This is a genomic window from Geodermatophilus sp. CPCC 205761, from assembly GCF_051383655.1.
Taxonomy (GTDB): Bacteria; Actinomycetota; Actinomycetes; order Mycobacteriales; family Geodermatophilaceae; genus Geodermatophilus.
Window position 1 is genome coordinate 1 of sequence record NZ_JALPKQ010000015.1, and the last position, 17,757, is coordinate 17,757.

Below are 17,757 nucleotides of genomic sequence, written 5' to 3' on the forward strand. Positions count from 1 at the left end.
CGAGATCGGCAACGTGGTGAAGGTGATCACCTCGATCGCCGAGCAGACCAACCTGCTGGCGCTGAACGCCACCATCGAGGCGGCCCGGGCCGGCGAGGCGGGCAAGGGCTTCGCGGTGGTCGCCAACGAGGTGAAGGAGCTGGCGCAGGAGACGGCGAAGGCGACCGAGGACATCGCGCGGCGGGTGCAGGCGATCCAGGGCGACACCACGGCGGCGGTGACCGCGATCGGGGAGATCTCCTCGATCGTGGCGCAGATCTCCGACCGGCAGACCACCATCGCCTCGGCGGTGGAGGAGCAGACCGCCACCACCAACGAGATGTCCCGGTCGGTGCAGGAGGCGGCGAGCGGGTCGGGGCAGATCGCGGAGAACATCACCGGGGTGTCCGAGGCCGCGGGTGCCACCACCCAGGCGCTGACCCAGACCCGTACCGCGGTCGACGAGCTGTCCCGGATGGCCGCCGACCTGCGCACCAGCGTGGCCCGCTTCACCTACTGATCCGCCCGGGAGGGGCCACGTCGGCCCCTCCCGGCCCGGGCCGGCCGGGGCACAGCCGCCCGGCCGTTTGGGCTTGAGGTTCGGCCTCCCGTGTCCGATGACCCCTCCGAAGCGCGTGCAGCGCCGGAGACGAGAGAGAAGAGCAACGTGGACGGTCTGGACGACATCGTCGAGGAGTTCCTGGTCGAGAGCCACGAGAACCTCGACCAGCTGGACACCGACCTGGTCGCCCTGGAGCAGGAGCCCGACTCCCGGGAGCGGCTCTCGAGCATCTTCCGCACGATCCACACGATCAAGGGCACCAGCGGCTTCCTCGCCTTCCACCGCCTGGAGGAGGTCACCCACGTCGGGGAGAACATGCTCTCCCGGCTCCGGGACGGCGCCCTCGCGCTGACCCCCCGCCGGACCAGCGTGCTGCTGCAGATGGTCGACACCGTCCGCTCGCTGCTGGCCTCCATCGAGGCCACCGGCGGCGAGGGCTCCGTCGACGTCTCCGCCGTCGTCGCCGCCATCAGCGCGGCGATGGACGACGAGCCGGCCGTCGAGGCCGCTCCCGCCCCCGAGCCCGCTCCCGAGGTCGAGGTGCAGGCGATCGCCAAGCCGGCCCCCGCCAAGGCGGGCACCGCCAAGACCGCGGCCAAGGCGAGCACCGCCAAGACCGCCGGCAAGGAGACGGCCGCCAAGCAGCCCGCCGCCACGCTGACCGCCCCCGCGGGAACCGCTCCCGACCCCGTCGCCGAGGTGCCCGCCGCCGTGACCGACACCCCCGTGGTCCCCGCTCCCCGGCCCGAGCCGGTGGCCGAGGCCGCCGACGTGCACGAGGCCGACGTCGCGCCCGCTGCCGACAACGGCGGCGGCCAGACCCGCCGCGCCGTCGCCGACAGCACCATCCGCGTGGACGTCGACCTGCTCGACGAGCTGATGCTGCTGGTCGGCGAGCTGGTGCTGACCCGCAACCAGATCGTCCAGTACGTGGGCCGCACCAACGACACCGATCTGCTGCGCGCCTCGCAGCGGCTGAACCTCATCGCCAGCGAGCTGCAGGAGGGCGTCATGAAGACGCGCATGCAGCCGATCGACCACATCTGGTCCAAGCTGCCCCGCGTCGTCCGCGACCTGGGTCTGCAGTGCGGCAAGTCGGTCCGCCTGGAGATGGAGGGCCGCGACACGGAGCTGGACAAGACGCTGCTCGAGGCGGTCAAGGACCCGCTGACCCACCTGGTCCGCAACTCCGTCGACCACGGCATCGAGTCCCCCGAGGCCCGCGCCGCGGCCGGCAAGCCCGCCGAGGGTGTGCTGTTCCTCCGCGCGAAGCACGAGAGCGGCCAGGTCGTGGTCGAGGTCGCCGACGACGGCTCGGGCATCGACCCGGCCCGGATCGGCGCCAAGGCCGTCGAGCGCGGCCTGGTCACCCCGGACGCGCTCACCCGGATGGGCCCGCAGGACGTCCTCCAGATGATCTTCCTGCCGGGCTTCTCCACGGCCGCGGCGGTCACCAACGTCTCCGGCCGCGGCGTCGGCATGGACGTCGTCAAGACCAACATCGAGTCCATCGGCGGCACCATCGAGGTCGAGTCGATGCCCGGGAAGGGCACCGTCTGCCGGCTGCGCATCCCGCTGACCCTGGCGATCGTCCCGGCGCTGACCGTCGAGTGCGCCGGTGACCGCTACGCCATCCCGCAGATCAGCCTGCAGGAGCTCGTGTCGCTCGACGCCGAGAAGGCCGCCAACGCGGTCGAGGAGGTCGGTGGCGCGCCGGTCTACCGGCTCCGCGGCGAGCTGCTGCCGCTGGTCCGGCTCACCGACGTCCTGGGGCTGACCTCCGACCGGCACGACGGCCACGTCGTCATCGCCGTGCTCCGCTCCGAGGGCCGCCGCTTCGGGCTCGTGGTCGACCGGGTGATCAACACCGAGGAGATCGTCGTCAAGGCCGTCGGCGGCCAGCTCAAGGCGATCGGGCTGTACTCGGGCGCCACGGTGCTCGGCGACGGCACGGTCGCGCTGATTCTCGACGTCCAGGCGCTGGCCCGGCGCGCCCTGCGCACCGAGACCAGCGACCGGCAGGAGTCACGCGCGGCCGCCCTGCAGTCCGCGGTCACCGAGTCGGAGCGGCAGCGGATGCTGCTGGCCGCCATCGGGGGCGGCCGCCGGGTCGCCATCCCGCTGGACACCGTCACCCGCCTCGAGCAGGTGCGGGCCGAGGCGGTCGAGCGGGTCGGCAACCGCGAGGTCGTCCAGTACCGCGGCGCGATCCTGCCGATCGTCCGGCTCGACCGGCACCTGGGTGCCTACGGCGAGACCGACCGCGAGGTCCTCGAGGTCATCGTCTACAGCGACCACGGGCGCAGCGTCGCCATCGTGGTCGAGGAGATCCTCGACATCGTCGACGGCGAGGCGGCCGTCCGCAGCGACATCGACGACCTGGGCCTGCTCGGCTCGGCCGTGCTGGGCGACAAGGTGACCGAGCTGCTCGACGTCCGGGCCGCGATCCTCGCCGCCGACCCGGCCTTCTACTCCGCTCCCGTGACGCCGGCCGGCGTCCCCTCGTCCCTCCTGGAGGTCTGAGATGACCACGGACACCGCGGCCCCCGCCGTGGGCGGCCAGCTGGCCACCTTCTGGCTGGACGGCGACCTCTACGGCGTCGAGGTGGCGCACGTGCAGGAGGTGCTGCGGAGCCAGGGGCTCACCCGGGTGCCGCTGGCGCCCAGCGCCGTCGCCGGCCTGATCAACCTGCGCGGGCAGGTCGTGACGGCGATCGAGCTGCGCGAGCGGCTGGGCCGCCCGCCGCGGCCCGAGGACACCGACGCCGTCGTGATCGTCGTCCGGCTGCACGGCGAGGCGGTGAGCCTGCTCGTCGACGCGATCGCCGACGTCGTGGACGTCGACCCGGCCGACTTCGAGGCGCCGCCGGACACCCTCGACGGCTCCGCCCGCGAGCTGATCCGCGGGGCGTTCAAGCTCGACGGCCAGCTGCTGCTGGCGCTGGACGTCCAGAAGGCGGTCGGTGCCTGAGCGGCACCCCTGATCGTGGCGCGGCCGGACTTCCCCGGCGGCCGACGCCCTTCCCCCCGGCCCCCGGTCCGGCGGTCCTCCTCGGAGGCCGCCGGCCCGGGGGCCGGCCCCTTTCCGGTCACTGTCCGCAACCGGGCGCTGACGCTTCTGCCGAGGACACGCAGGACCCCCCTGACCGGGGTCCGGCGAACGGGTGACGACCACGTGGCGCAGCCTGGTGATCACCGTCAGCATGGGCTGACCTCACCTCGGGGGAAGTGAACTGGGAGGCGCCGCCGTGCCCTACTCGCTGGTCAGTGCCGCCACCCTCGGCTTCGACCTGGTCCGCCTGCCGGCCGGCCGCGCCGTCGCCGACGCACTGCTGGCCGGCCTCGCGTCCGACGCCACCACGCTCGAGCAGCTGGCCTCCGTGCACCCGGCCGCCGGCCGCGACCGGGAGGCGCGGGCCACGCTCGCCGTCCGGTCCCGCCGCGCCCGCGAGCTCGCCGTCGCCGTGCCGCACGTGCGCAGCGCCGCCGACCTGCCCGGCACCGACCGGGCGGCCGTCCTCATCGCCTCGCTCGAGCGCAGCACCATCGGCGACGCCGCCGCCCTCGAACGGGTGGTCCGCGACGACGTGCTGGGCCCGGAGCACCCCGCCGCCGCGCTGGTGGACGAGGACACCCGCGACGCCGCGGCCGACGTCCTCGCCGACGCCGCGGTCGGCTCGTGGGCGGCCGCCGTCCTCCCGCCGCTGGTGCGCCGCCAGCTGACCGGCCCGTTCGCGGTCGCGGTCGCCGCGGGCATGGTCGGCGCCCCGGACCTCGACCTCGGCCCGGCGACCGGCGAGCTGACCGGCCTCCTGGACGGCCTGCGCGGGCTGGACGCCGCCGGGCGGGCCCGCTGGCTGGCCGCCGTCGACGAGGGCCGCGCCCGGCGCCGGCCGTGGGCGACCGCGATGCACGAGGGGTCCTGGGCCGCGCACGTCTCCGGCCGCACCCGCACCCTGGCCATCGCCCAGCTGCTCGCCGTCCAGGCGTTCCTCGACGGCGGCTTCGACGCGGCCGGGGCGGCGGCCGGCGCGTGGAACGCCGTGGCCGGCTGCGTGCAGGGGATCGTCATGGCCGACCTGCTGGGCGCCGACGCGCTCGACGTCCTGCTGGCCCCGCGAGCCTGACCCGGCGCTCTCCCCAGGCATAGGAAGCTCTACCCGCGTCCTGAGTCGCAGGACGTGGGTAGAGCTTCCTATGCCTCGTCGTCGTCGGGGTCGGGGAAGCGGGCGCCGGCGCGGAGCTCGCTGCCCGCCGCCACGGTGGCCTCGCGCCCGACGAGGGTGACCTCTCCCTCGCCGCCCACCGACGCGCCCTCCCCGACGTCCACCCGGTCGTCGAGCACCGTGCGGGTGACCGTGGCGCCGGCCCGCACCCGCACCCCCGGCAGCAGCACCGAGTCGACGACGACGGCGCCCTCCTCCACGACGACGCCGGGCGACAGCACCGACCCGATCACCCGGCCGGCCACGCGGGTGCCGCCGGAGACCAGGCTGTCCTCCACCTCCGCGCCTCGCAGCACCCGGGCGGCGCTGTGCCGGCCACCGCGGGTGTGCACCGGCCAGCGGGGGTGGTCGAGGTCGAGCGGGGGCTCGGGGGAGCGGAAGTCCTGGTGGGCCGCCCAGTACGCGTCCACCGTGCCGACGTCGCGCCAGTAGCCGGTCAGCGGGTGGGCGCGGGCCAGCCCGTCGCTGGTCTGGGCCGGCAGCAGGTGCGAGCCGAGGTCCTCCAGGCCGTCCTCACCGTGCTCGGCGGCCAGGGCCTCCAGCCGGTCGAGGGTGGGGTCGGGGCTGAAGACGAACACCTCGTTGGTCGCCGTCGTCGTCCGTGGCTCGTCGGGCTTGTAGGCGTAGTCCCGGATCCGGTCGCCCTCGCCGACCTCGACGATGCCGTAGCGCGCGGCGTCGTCCGCCGCCACCTCGGTGGTGACCATCGTGACCTCGGCGCCGGAGTCCAGGTGGCCGTCGACGACCTCGCGGTAGTCCAGCTCGTAGACGGCGTCGGAGCTGACGACGACCAGCGCCTCGGCGTCGAAGTCCCGGATCAGCGGCGAGTACCGCCACAGCGAGTTCGCCGTGCCCGAGACCCAGCCGGCGCGCTCGGTGCCCTGGTACGGGGGCAGCACGAGCAGGCCGCCGGTGGTGCGGTCGAGGTCCCACGGCCGGCCGTTGGCCAGGTGCTGCGACAGCGAGGTGGGGTGGAACTGCACCGACACCCAGACGTCGGACAGCTGCGCGTGCTGGCAGTTGCTCAGCGGGAAGTCGATCAGGCGGTACACGCCGGCGAACGGCACGGCCGGCTTCGCCCGCCGCTCGGTCAGCAGTTCCAGGCGGCCGCCCGCGCCACCGGCGAGGACGAGGACGAGGACGCGGGGGAGGGCCATGCGGCGCGGGCTACCCGGCGGCCCGGCGCGTCATCCCCGGTGGTCGTCCCGGAGTTCCCGGCACAGGGCCGGAGCCGGGCGTACGGGCGGTGACCGGCCGCGGGCCGGGCGCCACGCCGCGCCGCACCCGTACCCGACGCCGGCAACGGATGTGACGTGGCTCACGCGTGTCTCGCCAGGTGCTCCGCGCTCGACCGCCACCCTCGGCGGCCCGGATCACGGAGACGAGGACGCGGAGGCCCCCATGCCCCACCCCAGCACCTGGTCGACCTGCCCGACGACGACCCGCTGGTGGACCAGCCACCCCGTGTCGACGCGGTGGCTGGTGCCCGATGACGACCTGGCCACGGAGCTCGATCGGTCCACGGCCGCGCTGCGGCGTCCGGGCGACACGGTCGGCGTGAGCGAGAAGGTCGCCGTCCTGCTGACGGGTGGGGCCATCCCCCGGGAGCGGGTCGTCCCGGGGCGGCTGGCCCGGTTCCTGTCCCGGCACGTCCGGACCGTCGGCAGCAGCTGTGGCCTGTCGATCCCGGAGAAGATGCAGCTGGTCCTGGAACGGCAGGGTCGGGTGCGGGTCGTCCTCGCCGCCGCCTGCTGCTCGGTGCTGCGGCCGCTGGGCCTGCACGGCTCCTTCTACCGGATGGCGGGGTCGTTCGCCCGGGACCTGGACGGGATGCGGCCGCCCTACTTCGACCTGCTGCTGCCGCCCCTGGAGCCCATGGCGGCCCGGGAGCTGGCCGAGCGGCTGGAGCGGCGGCTGGGCGTCGGGGTCGCGATCGTCGACGTCAACGACCGGGGCGGCTCGGTGCGGGCGGTCTCCGGGACCGCACTGCCCGCCTCCGATCTCATGGCCGCGTTGGGGGACAACCCGATGGGGCAGGGCTCGGAGGGCCGGCCGTTCGTCATCGTGCGGCGGTCACCCGCGGGCGACCAGCCCGCGAACGGCGCGCCCCAGCTCGCCCAGCTCCCGACAGCGCAACGCCCACAGCACGACCAGGTAGACCGTCAGGCAGCTCGCCGTCGCAGCCGCCGTGCCTCCGAGCCCGTCCCCGTACCGCGCCAGGAGCGCCGCCGGTACCGCGCCGCAGGCCGCCGCGAGGGCGACCTGGGCAGAGCAGCGGCCCAGGCCGGTCAGTGACAGCCCCTCGCCGGCGGAGCGCAGCCGCCACAGCGACAGCGCCGCCACGAGCAGCAGGGACAGCGACGTCGACACGGCGAGCCCCAGGACGCCGAACCGGACCCCCAGGGTGAGGTCGCCGACCACGTTGACGGCCATGCCGAGCAGCCCCAGCGCCACGGGGGTGCGTGAGTCGCCCAGGGACAGGAAGGCCCGGGTCGCCGGCTCGCGCAGGGCCAGGCCCACCAGCGAGGCGGCGTACCCGGTGACCGCCAGGGCGGTGAGCCGCACGGCCTCGGCGTCGAAGGCGCCGCGCTCGAACAGGAGCGACACCACCGGCTCGGCGGCCACGGAGAGGATCACCACGCACGGCGCCACCAGCAGGAGCAGGACGCCGCAGCCGCGCCGCACCAGGTCGTCGAGGTCGCGCGTCCGGCCCGGGCGCGCGGCCGCGGCGAGGGCGGGGTAGAGCGTGGTCGCCACCGTGGCCACGACCAGGGTGTCGGCCAGCCCGACCAGCCGCCAGCCGTAGTTCAGCGCGGTGATCGCCCCCTCGCCGGTCGCCGATCCGACCGCCCGGTCGACGAGGGTGTTGACCTGGGAGACCGCGCTGCCCACCAGGAGGGGCGGGACCAGCGCCACCATCTCGCGGAAGCCGCGGTCGCGGAGGTCGAGCGACGGGCGCAGCGACTGGCCCACCGCCAGGAGCGGCGGCAGCACGAGCAGCAGCCGCAGCCCGCTCCCGACGACGAACCCGACCGCCAGCGCCGTCACCCCGTACACGCTGCCGAACCCCAGCGCGGCGACGATCAGCGCGATGTTGAACGGGATCCCCTGGGCCGCGGCCCAGCCGAAGCGCCGGTGCCCCTGGGCCGCGCCGGCCAGCACGTTGGTGGCCGCGATCAGCGCGGTGGCCGCCACCACCAGCCGGGTGAGGCGGACGGCCAGGTCGGCGGTCTCCCCGTCGAAGCCGGGGGCCAGCGCCGCGACGAGGGGGCGGGCCAGCACCGCCATGACGACGGACGCGGCCAGCATCACCAGCACGGTGACGGTGAGGGCGACGCGCACGCTGTGCCGGCCGCGTTCGGGCTCCCCGTCCGCGACCGACCGGGCCACGGTGGGGACGACGGACTTCGCCACGGCGCCGGCCATCAGCGCCAGGACGAGGTTCATCAGTCCCTGGGCGACCAGGTAGGCGTCGATCTCCGAGCCCACCCCGAACACCGCGGCCAGGACCACGTCCCGCAGGAAGCCCAGGAGCTGACTGCCCAGCGTCAGCCCGGCCACGAGTGCGGTCGACCGGGCCAGCCCCCCTCGGCTCACCGGGCGCATCCTGCCGGGCGGAGGCGGCGCCTGACACGTCAGGTCCGTCTGCGGCTCTCTGCGGTCCGTCCGAGACAGGGCTAGACGACGCTCGACGAGCCCCGGCCCACCGTTCCGGGACCCGCCGCCGGAGGTCACCCGGGGCTGCTCCGGCCACCTGTCGACAAATGCTCCGGAATGGTCGGTGATCGCATTCCCGGCCCGGCGAAAAAGGTCCGGGAAATCAGCGGGATCGGCTCAAGGACCGGTCGCGGTGGGCCGACAACTCGGAGGACGGGCACCGCCGTCGGACGCGCCCCACCGGAGCGGCGCGCCCCCGCGCCCCGCGGCCTCCGGGCGGTGCCGTCGATCCACGCACGCGAGAGCCCTGCCGGGCCTGCCCCCAGGGAGACGGAGGACGGATGGACCCGATCCGGGTGATGGTGGTCGACGACTCGGTCGTCGTCCGGAAGATCGTGACCGACGTCCTGTCCGGAGACCCCGCGATCCAGGTGGTCGGCACCGCGGTCAACGGCCGCATCGCGGTCGGCAAGCTCGAGCAGCTGAAGCCCGACCTGATCACGATGGACATCGAGATGCCGGAGATGAACGGCATCGAGGCGGTCCGGGCCATCCGCGCCGCGCGCAGCCGCGTGCCGATCATCATGTTCAGCACGCTCACCGAGCGCGGCGCGGCGGCGACCCTCGACGCACTCTCCTCGGGCGCGAACGACTACGTCACCAAGCCGGCCAACGTCGGCAGCGTCGCGCAGTCGATGGAGAGCGTGCGCGAGCAGCTCATCCCCAAGATCAAGGCGCTGACCGGCCGCCCGGTCACCCCCGGCCCGGCGCGCGCCGCGGCGCCCGCCCCGGCCCGCATCCGTCCCCCGGCACCCCGCCAGGGCCCGGTCAAGCCGCCCGCGGCACTCGTCATCGGCTCCTCCACCGGCGGCCCGGAGGCACTGGCCAAGCTGCTCCCCGTGCTGCCGGCGACCCTGCCGGTGCCGGTGCTGGTCGTCCAGCACATGCCCCCCGTGTTCACCCGCCAGTTCGCCCAGCGGCTGGACCGGCTGTGCGCCCTGCGCGTCGTCGAGGCCGTCGACGGCACCCAGCTGGCGCCGGGCACCGTGCACCTGGCCCCCGGCGACCACCACCTGACCATCCGCAGCACCGGCCGCGGCCTGACCACCGCGCTCAGCCAGAGCCCGCCGGAGAACTTCTGCCGGCCCGCGGTCGACCCGCTGTTCCGCTCGGCGGTCGACGCGTTCGACGGGGCGGTGCTGGGCGTCGTCCTCACCGGGATGGGCTCCGACGGCCGGGCCGGTGCCGGGCGCATCCGCGAGGCCGGCGGCGCCGTCGTCGTCCAGGACCAGGCCACCTCCGTCGTGTGGGGGATGCCCGGTGCGGTCGCGGCGGCCGGTCTGGCCGACGAGATCCTGCCGCTGGACCGGGTCGCCGAGGCGATCCACCGGCGGCTGTCCGCCCCCCGGGCCGCCACCGGGGTCCCGGCAACCGTCGGAGGACGGCGATGACCCTCACCGCGACCGGCTTCGACTGGGTCCGTCAGCTCGTGCACCGGGAGAGCGCGATCGTGCTCGCCCCGGGCAAGGAGTACCTGGTCGAGGCGCGGCTGCTGCCGATCGCCCGCCAGATGGGCCTGCCGGACGTCGGCCAGTTCGTCGACTCCGTCCGCACCCGGCCGAGCCCCGAGTCCACCCGCAAGATCGTCGAGGCGCTCACCACCAACGAGACCTCGTGGTTCCGGGACGGCGACCCGTTCACCGCGCTCACCTCGACGGTGCTGCCCTCGCTGCTGGCCGACCGCAGGCCGGCCGACCGGCTGCAGATCTGGTCGGCGGCCTGCTCCAGCGGGCAGGAGCCGTACACGATCGCGATGCTGCTCGAGGACGCGCTGCCCAACGCCGCGTCCCGGGTCTCCATCACCGCGACCGACATCTCCCGCGAGATGGTCGAGCGGACCCGCGCCGGCCGGTTCAGCCAGCTGGAGGTCAACCGCGGGCTGCCCGCGCCGATGCTGGTCCGGCACTTCTCCCGGGCCGGCACGGAGTGGGAGGTGGCGCCTCCGCTGCGCCGGATCGTCACCGCCAGCGAGTGCAACCTCGCTGCCCCGCTGCCGCGGATGGGCCCGTTCGACGTGGTCTACCTGCGCAACGTCCTCATCTACTTCGACCTGCCCACCAAGCAGGCGATCCTCCGCCGGGTGCGCGCGCTCATGCGCCCCGACGGCTGGCTCTTCCTCGGCGCCGCAGAAACGACCCTCGGCGTCGACGACTCCTGGGAGCGGGTCGTCATCGGCCGCAGCTCCGCCTACCGCCCGCTGAAGGGGGCCTGACCGTGCGTGCTCTGGTGATCGACGACTCACGCGCCATGCGGCGCATCGTGAGCGGGACCCTCGAGGCCTTCGGCTACGAGACCCGCCAGGCCGGCCACGGCCAGGAGGCGCTCGACGTCCTGCACGAGGGCTGGGTGCCCGACCTGTGCACCATCGACTGGAACATGCCGGTGATGGACGGGCTGCAGTTCGTCTCCGCCGTCCGCTCCAACCCCGCCTGGCGGGCGGTGACGCTGATGATGGTCACCTCCGAGGGCGAGCAGTCCCAGATCGTGCGCGCCCTGGCCGCCGGCGCGCACGAGTACGTCCTGAAGCCGTTCACCGCCGACGCCATCCGCGACAAGCTCGCGCTGCTCGGCCTGCTCCCCCAGGAGGTCGTGCTGTGAGCGCGCCGGTCATCACCGCACTGCTCGACGAGGCCACGATCCAGGAGATCGCCGACCAGGCCTGGGCCGCTCTCGTCGGCGAGGACGAGGTCCTCCTGCCGCTGCCGGGCGAGACCGGCCCCGACGCCCTGAGCTCCTGGGTCGAGATCGCCGGCCCCTGGACCGGCACCGTGGTCCTGACCTGTGACCGGGACACCGCCGAGGAGCTGACCCGCGCGCTCCTGCGCGAGCACGCCCCGGCCGAGCTGGAGGCCGAGGACGTCACCGACGCCCTCGGCGAGCTGGCCAACGTGGTGGGCGGCAACGTCAAGGCCGTCCTCCCCGGACCGTCCGTCCTCGGCCTGCCCGAGGTCGGGGTCGCGCCGCGCGCGTCCGCGCCGGCCGACACCTGCCGTGTCGACGCCCAGTGGCGCGGCCGGCCGCTGTCCATCTCCGTCCAGGGGGGCACCCCCGCCGCCCTGGAGCTCCCGGGATCGGACCTCACCCACGAGAACGGAGTGCCCCTGTGAAGATCCTGGTCGCCGACGACAGCCGCGTCATGCGGCAGATCGTCATCCGCACCCTGCGGCAGGCCGGTTACGACGACCACGACATCGTCGAGGCCGAGGACGGCCGTGACGCCTTCGACAAGGTGCGGGCCGAGAACCCGGACCTGGTCCTGTCCGACTGGAACATGCCCAACATGAGCGGGCTGGAGTGCCTGGAGGCGCTGCGCTCGTCCGGCTCCGGCGTCCCCTTCGGGTTCGTCACCTCCGAGGGCTCGCCGGAGATGCGGGAGAAGGCCGCCGACGCCGGCGCGCTGTTCCTCATCGCCAAGCCGTTCAACGAGGACACCTTCAAGGACGCCCTGGACGGGGTGATCGTGTGAGCACGCCCCTCGCCGTCGTCCTGCCGGACGCCAAGCCGGTCAAGGACATGCTCACCGGCCTGGTGGGCAAGCCGGTCGCCGTCGCGCCGGGCGCGCCGGTCACCCCCACCGCGAAGAGCCCCGTCTCGGTCGCCGTCTACGTCGACCCTGGCATGACCGTGAACGCCCTGTGCGTCATGGACCTGGGCTTGTCGGCCTACACCGGCGGTGCCCTGGCGCTCCTGCCTCCCGGCGGCGTCCAGGACGCCGTCGAGGAGGACGGCGAGCTGACGTCCATGCTCACCGAGGCCCTGCACGAGGTCGTCAACGTGCTGTCGGCGCTGTTCAACGTCCCGGGTGCGCCGCACTCGAAGCTCTACAAGCTGTACGCCCCGGGCGACGAGCTGCCCGACGACATCGCCGGCATGCTCGCCGGCTTCAACCGCCTCGACCTGGCGGTGGAGGTCCCGGGCTACGGCAAGGGCGGGCTCTCCCTGGTGGTCCCCTCGGGGGCCTGACCTACCGGACGCCCCGGGACGGCGCCGGAACGCGAGTTCCCGCCGTCCCGGGCGCACTGCACACGCGACGGCCCCGGGGCGATCCCCCGGGGCCGTCGCGTTGCAGAAGGACCCCCGTGCACGGTCTCGCCCCTCGCACGCTCGCGGCGGGACCCTGCACGGGGACCTGTCAGGAGTACGCGGGCTGGCGGTCCTCGATCGTGGTGGGCAGGCAGGCCCACACGTGCTTGCAGTCGTCGTTGACGTACCAGCCGTGGGCCACCGACAGCCGCGCCACCAGGTACAGCCCCAGCCCGCCCTGCGCGGGGTCCCGGTCCACGGCGGGGGCGGGCATGGTCTCGGGGTCGCGGTCGCTGACGTCGAGCAGCCAGCCGCCGCTGCCGGCGATGACGGTCGCCACCACCGGCGACAGGCCGTGCCGCAGCGCGTTGGACGCCAGCTCGTCGAACGCGAGGACGAGTCGCTCGGCGGCCTGGTCGTCCTCATCGAGGAAGCCGACGCCACCGAGCCGCGAGCGGAGGACCGCCCGGGCGGCGGGCAGCTCGGACACCGTCTCCAGGTCCCAGCGCCACACCTCGCCCCGGCCGTCGGGGAGCGGGCGCAACGGCCACGCGAGTCGACTCACTTCGCCCTCTCCGTCCGTCGGTTTTCTGCGACGGGGAAGGGGTGCCCACCACCTCGGCGGCTCAATCGTCGCGGCCGGTTTCCGACCCCTCGGAGTGAGGCGTCCCTCGGGATGCGCTCAGGCGGGGGACCGGAGGCTGATGGCCACCAGCGCGACGTCGTCGTTCGGTGTGCCGTCCACCATCCGGGCCAGGACCGCGTCGCACAGCCGCTCCAACGGGAGCGGGGCCAGCTCGGCCAGGTGCTCGCGCAGCCGGGCGACGCCCTCGTCGACGCCGGTGTCGCGCCGCTCGACCAGCCCGTCGGTGTAGAGCAGGACGGTCGCGCCCGGCCGCAACGGGACGGTGAACTCCCGGCGGGCCGCGGTCGGGTCCACCCCGAGCAGCAGGTCGCCCAGGCCGTCGGAGAGGACGGTGACCGTGCCGTCGGGATCGACGACCAGCGGCGGCGGGTGCCCGGCGCTGACCCACCGGAGCAGCGTCCCGCCGCGCTCGAGCCGGGCGATCGCGGCGGTCGCCAGCGTGCCGGGGTGCATCTGCGCCATCGCGGCGTCCAGCCCGTGCAGCACCTCGGCCGGGCCCGCGCCGCTGTAGTGCGCGATGCCCCGCAGCAGGCCGCGCAGCTGGCCCATCTCCGCGGCGGCCGCCGTGTCGTGGCCCGCCACGTCGCCGATGACCACGACCGGCTCGCCGCTGGGGTGCAGGAACGCGTCGTACCAGTCGCCCCCGACGCGGGCGGCCTCGGCGGCCGGCACGTAGCGCACGGCCACCTCGGCGCCCTCGATGGTGGGCGGGTCGGTGAGCAGGCTGCGCTGCAGCGCCTCGGCCAGCTGCGCCTGCTGGCTCTGCCGGTGCACGCGGTCCACCGCGCGCGCGGCCTGCGCGGCCACCTGGGCCGCCGCGGCCACGTCGTCGGCGTCCGCGCTGCGGCCGGGGTCGAGGTACAGGGTCAGGACGCCGACCGGCCGCTCCTCCGCCGTCAACGGCAGGACGACGGCCGACTCGGGGCCGAGCTCCTGCAGCAGCTGTCGCGCCGGCCCGGGCGGCATGAGCGTCAGGATGGCGGCCACCGACTCCTGCGCCGCGGTGCCCGACCGCAGTGCCCGCGCCACCGGCGACGCCTCCGGGAGGGTGTCCAGCCGCACCTGCGCGTAGCGCTCCAGCAGCTCGTGGCGGGCCGGGTCGGTGTGCCACGCGCCGACGTCCCGGGCCCGGCCCTCCCGGTCGATGACGGTGACGATGCAGCCGTCGGCCAGCGCCGGCACCACGAGCCGGGCCAGGCTGCCCAGCGCCGACTCGCCGTCCAGCGCCCCGGAGAGCTCGGCGGTGACCGCGGCCAGCAGGGCCATCCGGGCTCCGGCCCGCTCGGCGTCCCGACGGGCCCGGTCGGCCGCCTGCTGGGCCCGCCGGCGGGGGCTGACGTCGACCAGCGCGACCGCCGGGCCCGCGGGTGCCGGCCAGGCGTGCAGCTCGAACCACCCCTCGCCGATGCCGGGCAGCGCGAGCTCCACGGCGACCGGCCTCCCGGTGGCGACGGCGTCGGCGCACGCCGCGCTGACGGTGCCGCCGACGTCCGCCGGGAAGACCTCCGCGACCGCGCGCCCGAGCAGCTCGGGGAGCGGCCGGCCGAGCAGCCGCACGGCCTCCGGGTTGGCGTAGGCGACCCGCTCCTGCGGATCGAGCGCGAGCAGCGCCGCGGGCAGCGAGGCCAGGACGCCGACGGCGAGGACCGGGTCCTCGACCGGAGCCGGCAGCGGAAGGTGGTCCGCCACGACGACCACCCCCTCCGCTGCGCGCGCCGGGCACCACCCGGGGCGCTTCCCCCGCACCGGCCCGCCGGGGTCGTGGCGGGCTCCCGGATGGTGGCAGGGCGGACCCCCGCTGCCAAGCAGCGCGGCCGTGGCATCGTCCGCCGGCCGGGCGAGCGGTCTCGCACGCGCCGGGCGGGGTACGGCGATGAGGCAGAGTGATCACCGTGAGCCGGGACTCCGGGGTGCCGCCCCCCTCCGACCTGCTGCTGCAGGCGGTGGACGGCATGGACCGGCCTCTGTTGGTCCTGGACGACGACTGGCGCTTCGCCTACGTCAACGCCGCCGGCGCCGCGGTCCTCGGCCGGACCGTCGAGGGGCTCGTCGGCCGGGACGTGTGGGCGCAGTTCCCCGAGGCCGTCGGAGGCCCGTTCGAACAGCTGTACCGGTGGGTGCGCGCCACGGGCACGTCGGGCAGCACCGAGGCGTGGTTCGCGCCGCTGGGCGGGTGGTTCCGCGCCGACGCCTTCCTCACCGAGGCGGGCCTGGTGGTCACCTTCGACGACGTGACCGAGCGGCGCCGGGTCGAGGGGGAGCGCGCCGCGGCGATCGCCGCGCGGGAGGAGGCGGCGCGGGTCGCGGCCGACGCCGCCGCGAGCGCGGAGCGGGCCGGCCGGCACCTCATGCTGCTCGGCGACATCAACCTGGCCATGACCTCCACCGTCGACGTGGACGAGGCCGTCGACCGGTTCGCCCACCTCGTCGTCCCGCTGCTCGCCGACTGGTGCCTGGTCAGCGTGGTCGACCCGGACGGCACCCGGCGGGACGTCGGCCGGGCGCACCGCGACCCCGCCCTGGTCGAGGCGATGCACCGGTACGCCGACGCGCGGGTGCGCACCAACGAGCGCAGCGCGCCGGTGCCCACCGCGCTGCGCAGCGGCCGGCCGGTCGTGATCCAGGAGCTGCTGCCGCACCACGTGGACGAGATGGTCGGCGACCGGGCCACCCGCGCCCTGCTGGAGCCGCTGCGGCCGGCCGCCGTCGCGACCTTCCCCCTCCTGGCCCGCGGCGAGGTGTTCGGTGCGCTCACGCTGGTCAACGGCCCCGACCGCGGCGCGCACACCGAGGCCGAGCTGCGGACGGCGGAGATCGCCTCCCGCCGGGCCGCGCTCGCCCTCGACAACGCACGGCTCGCCGCGGCCGGCCAGCAGGTGGCCGAGCGGCTGCAGCACAGCCTGCTCTCGCCCCCGGTGCAGCCCGAGCGGCTCGAGCTGGCCGTCCGCTACCGGGGAGCCACCCGCGGGGTGTCCATCGGCGGCGACTGGTACGACGCGTTCCAGCAGCCCGACGGCGACACGGTGGTCGTCATCGGCGACGTCATGGGCCACGACATCGAGGCCGCGGCCGCGATGGGGCAGGTCAAGACGCTGGTGCGGGCGATCGCCTTCGACCGGCTGGAGGAGCCCGCCGGCGTCCTGCGCCGGGTCGACCACGCCCTGGTCGGGCTGGCCGTGCCGACGATGGCCACCGCGCTGGTCTGCCGGATCGAGCAGGCGCCCGCCGACCGGTCGACCGGCCGGCGCCGGCTGCGGTGGTCCTCGGCCGGTCACCCCGACCCGATGCTGCTCCACCCCGACGGCACCGTCAGCGACCTCTCCGCGCCGGTCGGGCCGCCGCTGGGCATCGGCTGGCGCGGGCCCCGGGCCGACGGGGTGGTGCCGGTCCCCGACGGCGGAACGGTGCTGCTGTTCACCGACGGGCTCTTCGAGCGGCGCGGCGTGCTCCTCGACGAGGGCCGCGACCAGCTGCGCCGGCTGGTGGCCGCCTCCGCCGGGGAGTCCCTGGACGCGCTCTGCGACCGGCTGCTGGCCGAGATGACCGGCGGCGGCGTGGAGGACGACGTCGCGGTGCTCGCCGTCAGGGCCCACCCGCCGACCTGGGAACGGCCCCGCCCGCCCGCGAAGGGCGGGGAGGACGGGCCTCCTCAGGTCCGCGCGGCGGCGTCCCGGACGGCGGCCGCGATCGCCTCGACCGCCTGCGGGGCCCAGAGGATCGAGTAGTGGTTGGTGTCGGGCACCTCGCGGGCGGTGATCCCCGAGGGCTCGAGCCCCAGCCCGGCCAGCCGCACCTCGTCGTAGAGGCCCGGCGGGCGGTCGGTCAGGCCGCGAGGGGCCCACAGCAGCGTCGCCGGCACCGGCAGGTCGGTGGTCGCCTCCAGCAGCCGCTCGTTGAGCAGCACGTCCCCGCCGTCGACGCGGACCGCCTCCTGCACGCAGGTGCTGCGCAGGGCCGGGGGCTCGCCGGTGACGTCGCGGGCCAGGTAGGCGGCCACCGAGGGGACGTCGACCCACGGCCCCACGGCCGGGTGCTGCGCCCAGAACGCGCGCACCGCGGCGAGGTCGGGGAACGTCATCGACAGCCGGTCGAGCGCCGGGCCGAGGAGGGCGGACAGCATCGCGTCGACGTCGGCCCCGGGCGGCTGGGGGAGGGCCAGGCCGCCGTCGACCAGAACCAGACCGCGCACCCGGTCGCGCGCCGTGCCCGCGGCGGCCAGCGCGGCGACGAACGCGCCCATCGAGTGACCCACCAGGACGGCGGCGTCCGCGCCGGAGCGGTCCGCGCCGAGGGAGTCGAGCAGCGCGGTGAGGTCGGCGGCGTGCGCCTCGATGCCGTAGGGGCCGGGCAGCCCCGCCGAGCCGGCCCGGCCGCGCAGGTCGGGGGCCACCACCTCGAACTCCCCGGCCAGCGCGCCGGCCACCCGGGCCCAGGCCATCGCGTTGGCGGTGATGCCGTGCACGAGGACGGCGATCGGGGCACCGGGCGCGGCCGGCGGCCAGCGCAGCGCGGCGAGCTCCCCGCCGTCGACGGGAACGGTGATCTGCACGGGGTCGACAACCGGGTCGCTCACGGGTCCCACCCTGCCCGGGGCGGGCGCGGGC

General features: G+C 75.4%; 16 protein-coding genes. 11 read left to right on the forward strand and 5 right to left on the reverse strand.

The window, feature by feature from the left end; genetic code table 11:
• From MY526_RS11230 to MY526_RS11245, 4 genes are all read left to right on the forward strand, one after another.
• The coding region (locus MY526_RS11230) for a methyl-accepting chemotaxis protein (RefSeq protein WP_436703895.1) at positions 1-499 on the forward strand (499 nt) is incomplete at its 5' end.
• A 147-nt stretch (positions 500-646) separates the two neighbouring features.
• Positions 647-3,064, forward strand: a complete 2,418-nt coding sequence (locus tag MY526_RS11235) for a chemotaxis protein CheA (RefSeq protein ID WP_436703896.1) — start codon at positions 647-649, stop codon at positions 3,062-3,064.
• Between the two features lies 1 nt (position 3,065).
• On the forward strand, positions 3,066-3,512 hold the full coding sequence (locus MY526_RS11240) for a chemotaxis protein CheW (RefSeq protein WP_436691931.1): 447 nt from the start codon (positions 3,066-3,068) through the stop codon (positions 3,510-3,512).
• A gap of 277 nt (positions 3,513-3,789) precedes the next feature.
• Positions 3,790-4,668: a hypothetical protein gene (locus MY526_RS11245; protein WP_436691932.1), complete on the forward strand. Its 879-nt coding sequence runs from the start codon at positions 3,790-3,792 to the stop codon at positions 4,666-4,668.
• A gap of 68 nt (positions 4,669-4,736) precedes the next feature.
• Here MY526_RS11245 and MY526_RS11250 read toward each other — a convergent pair whose 3' ends face one another.
• Positions 4,737-5,924 (reverse strand): glucose-1-phosphate adenylyltransferase family protein, encoded by a 1,188-nt coding sequence (locus MY526_RS11250; RefSeq protein ID WP_436703897.1) that lies wholly within the window; start codon positions 5,922-5,924, stop codon positions 4,737-4,739.
• Positions 5,925-6,840: 916 nt separating this feature from the next.
• Entirely contained in the window at positions 6,841-8,364 is a 1,524-nt protein-coding gene (murJ, locus tag MY526_RS11255; protein WP_436703898.1) for a murein biosynthesis integral membrane protein MurJ, read from the reverse strand.
• Positions 8,365-8,765: 401 nt separating this feature from the next.
• Here murJ and MY526_RS11260 point away from each other — a divergent pair, with 401 nt between their 5' ends.
• The 6 genes from MY526_RS11260 to MY526_RS11285 are packed head-to-tail and all read left to right on the forward strand — an operon-like array spanning position 8,766 to position 12,447.
• Positions 8,766-9,875 (forward strand): protein-glutamate methylesterase/protein-glutamine glutaminase, encoded by a 1,110-nt coding sequence (locus MY526_RS11260; protein ID WP_436703899.1) that lies wholly within the window; start codon positions 8,766-8,768, stop codon positions 9,873-9,875.
• Positions 9,872-10,696 (forward strand): CheR family methyltransferase, encoded by an 825-nt coding sequence (locus tag MY526_RS11265; RefSeq protein ID WP_436703900.1) that lies wholly within the window; start codon positions 9,872-9,874, stop codon positions 10,694-10,696. Before MY526_RS11260 ends, MY526_RS11265 begins: the two co-directional genes overlap by 4 nt.
• Positions 10,697-10,710: 14 nt before the next feature.
• Complete coding sequence (locus tag MY526_RS11270) at positions 10,711-11,082, forward strand: response regulator (protein ID WP_436703901.1); 372 nt, start codon at positions 10,711-10,713, stop codon at positions 11,080-11,082.
• Positions 11,079-11,591, forward strand: coding sequence for a chemotaxis protein CheX (locus MY526_RS11275; protein ID WP_436691938.1), 513 nt, complete (start codon positions 11,079-11,081; stop codon positions 11,589-11,591). The genes MY526_RS11270 and MY526_RS11275 overlap by 4 nt, the downstream gene beginning before the upstream one ends.
• Positions 11,588-11,950 (forward strand): response regulator, encoded by a 363-nt coding sequence (locus MY526_RS11280; protein ID WP_436691939.1) that lies wholly within the window; start codon positions 11,588-11,590, stop codon positions 11,948-11,950. The genes MY526_RS11275 and MY526_RS11280 overlap by 4 nt, the downstream gene beginning before the upstream one ends.
• On the forward strand, positions 11,947-12,447 hold the full coding sequence (locus MY526_RS11285) for a hypothetical protein (RefSeq protein WP_436691940.1): 501 nt from the start codon (positions 11,947-11,949) through the stop codon (positions 12,445-12,447). Before MY526_RS11280 ends, MY526_RS11285 begins: the two co-directional genes overlap by 4 nt.
• Before the next feature lie 169 nt (positions 12,448-12,616).
• On the opposite strand, the gene MY526_RS11290 is transcribed toward MY526_RS11285, so the two are convergent.
• Together MY526_RS11290 and MY526_RS11295 are read right to left on the reverse strand one after the other, a co-directional pair.
• The gene (locus MY526_RS11290) at positions 12,617-13,072 is read right to left on the reverse strand and encodes an ATP-binding protein (protein WP_436691941.1); all 456 of its coding nucleotides are present in this window, start codon (positions 13,070-13,072) and stop codon (positions 12,617-12,619) included.
• 117 nt (positions 13,073-13,189) lie between these two features.
• Positions 13,190-14,842, reverse strand: coding sequence for a SpoIIE family protein phosphatase (locus MY526_RS11295; RefSeq protein WP_436703902.1), 1,653 nt, complete (start codon positions 14,840-14,842; stop codon positions 13,190-13,192).
• A 203-nt stretch (positions 14,843-15,045) separates the two neighbouring features.
• Between MY526_RS11295 and MY526_RS11300 the strand changes: the two genes are divergently transcribed.
• Positions 15,046-16,878, forward strand: a complete 1,833-nt coding sequence (locus tag MY526_RS11300) for a SpoIIE family protein phosphatase (RefSeq protein WP_436703903.1) — start codon at positions 15,046-15,048, stop codon at positions 16,876-16,878.
• Here the strand turns inward: MY526_RS11300 and MY526_RS11305 are convergent.
• Positions 16,803-17,726 carry an alpha/beta fold hydrolase gene (locus tag MY526_RS11305; protein ID WP_436703904.1) on the reverse strand — a complete coding sequence of 308 codons (924 nt, stop codon included), beginning with the start codon at positions 17,724-17,726 and terminating at the stop codon, positions 16,803-16,805. The two genes, MY526_RS11300 and MY526_RS11305, sit on opposite strands and share 76 nt — an antisense overlap.
• Positions 17,727-17,757: the final 31 nt, after the last annotated feature.

Excerpts from the sequence above, each read along its gene's own strand:
- MY526_RS11240 (WP_436691931.1), top strand. The coding sequence starts at position 3,066 with ATGACCACGGACACCGCGGCCCCCGCCGTGGGCGGCCAGCTGGCCACC.
- MY526_RS11250 (WP_436703897.1), bottom strand. The coding sequence starts at position 5,924 with ATGGCCCTCCCCCGCGTCCTCGTCCTCGTCCTCGCCGGTGGCGCGGGC.
- MY526_RS11260 (WP_436703899.1), top strand. The coding sequence starts at position 8,766 with ATGGACCCGATCCGGGTGATGGTGGTCGACGACTCGGTCGTCGTCCGG.
- MY526_RS11265 (WP_436703900.1), top strand. The coding sequence starts at position 9,872 with ATGACCCTCACCGCGACCGGCTTCGACTGGGTCCGTCAGCTCGTGCAC.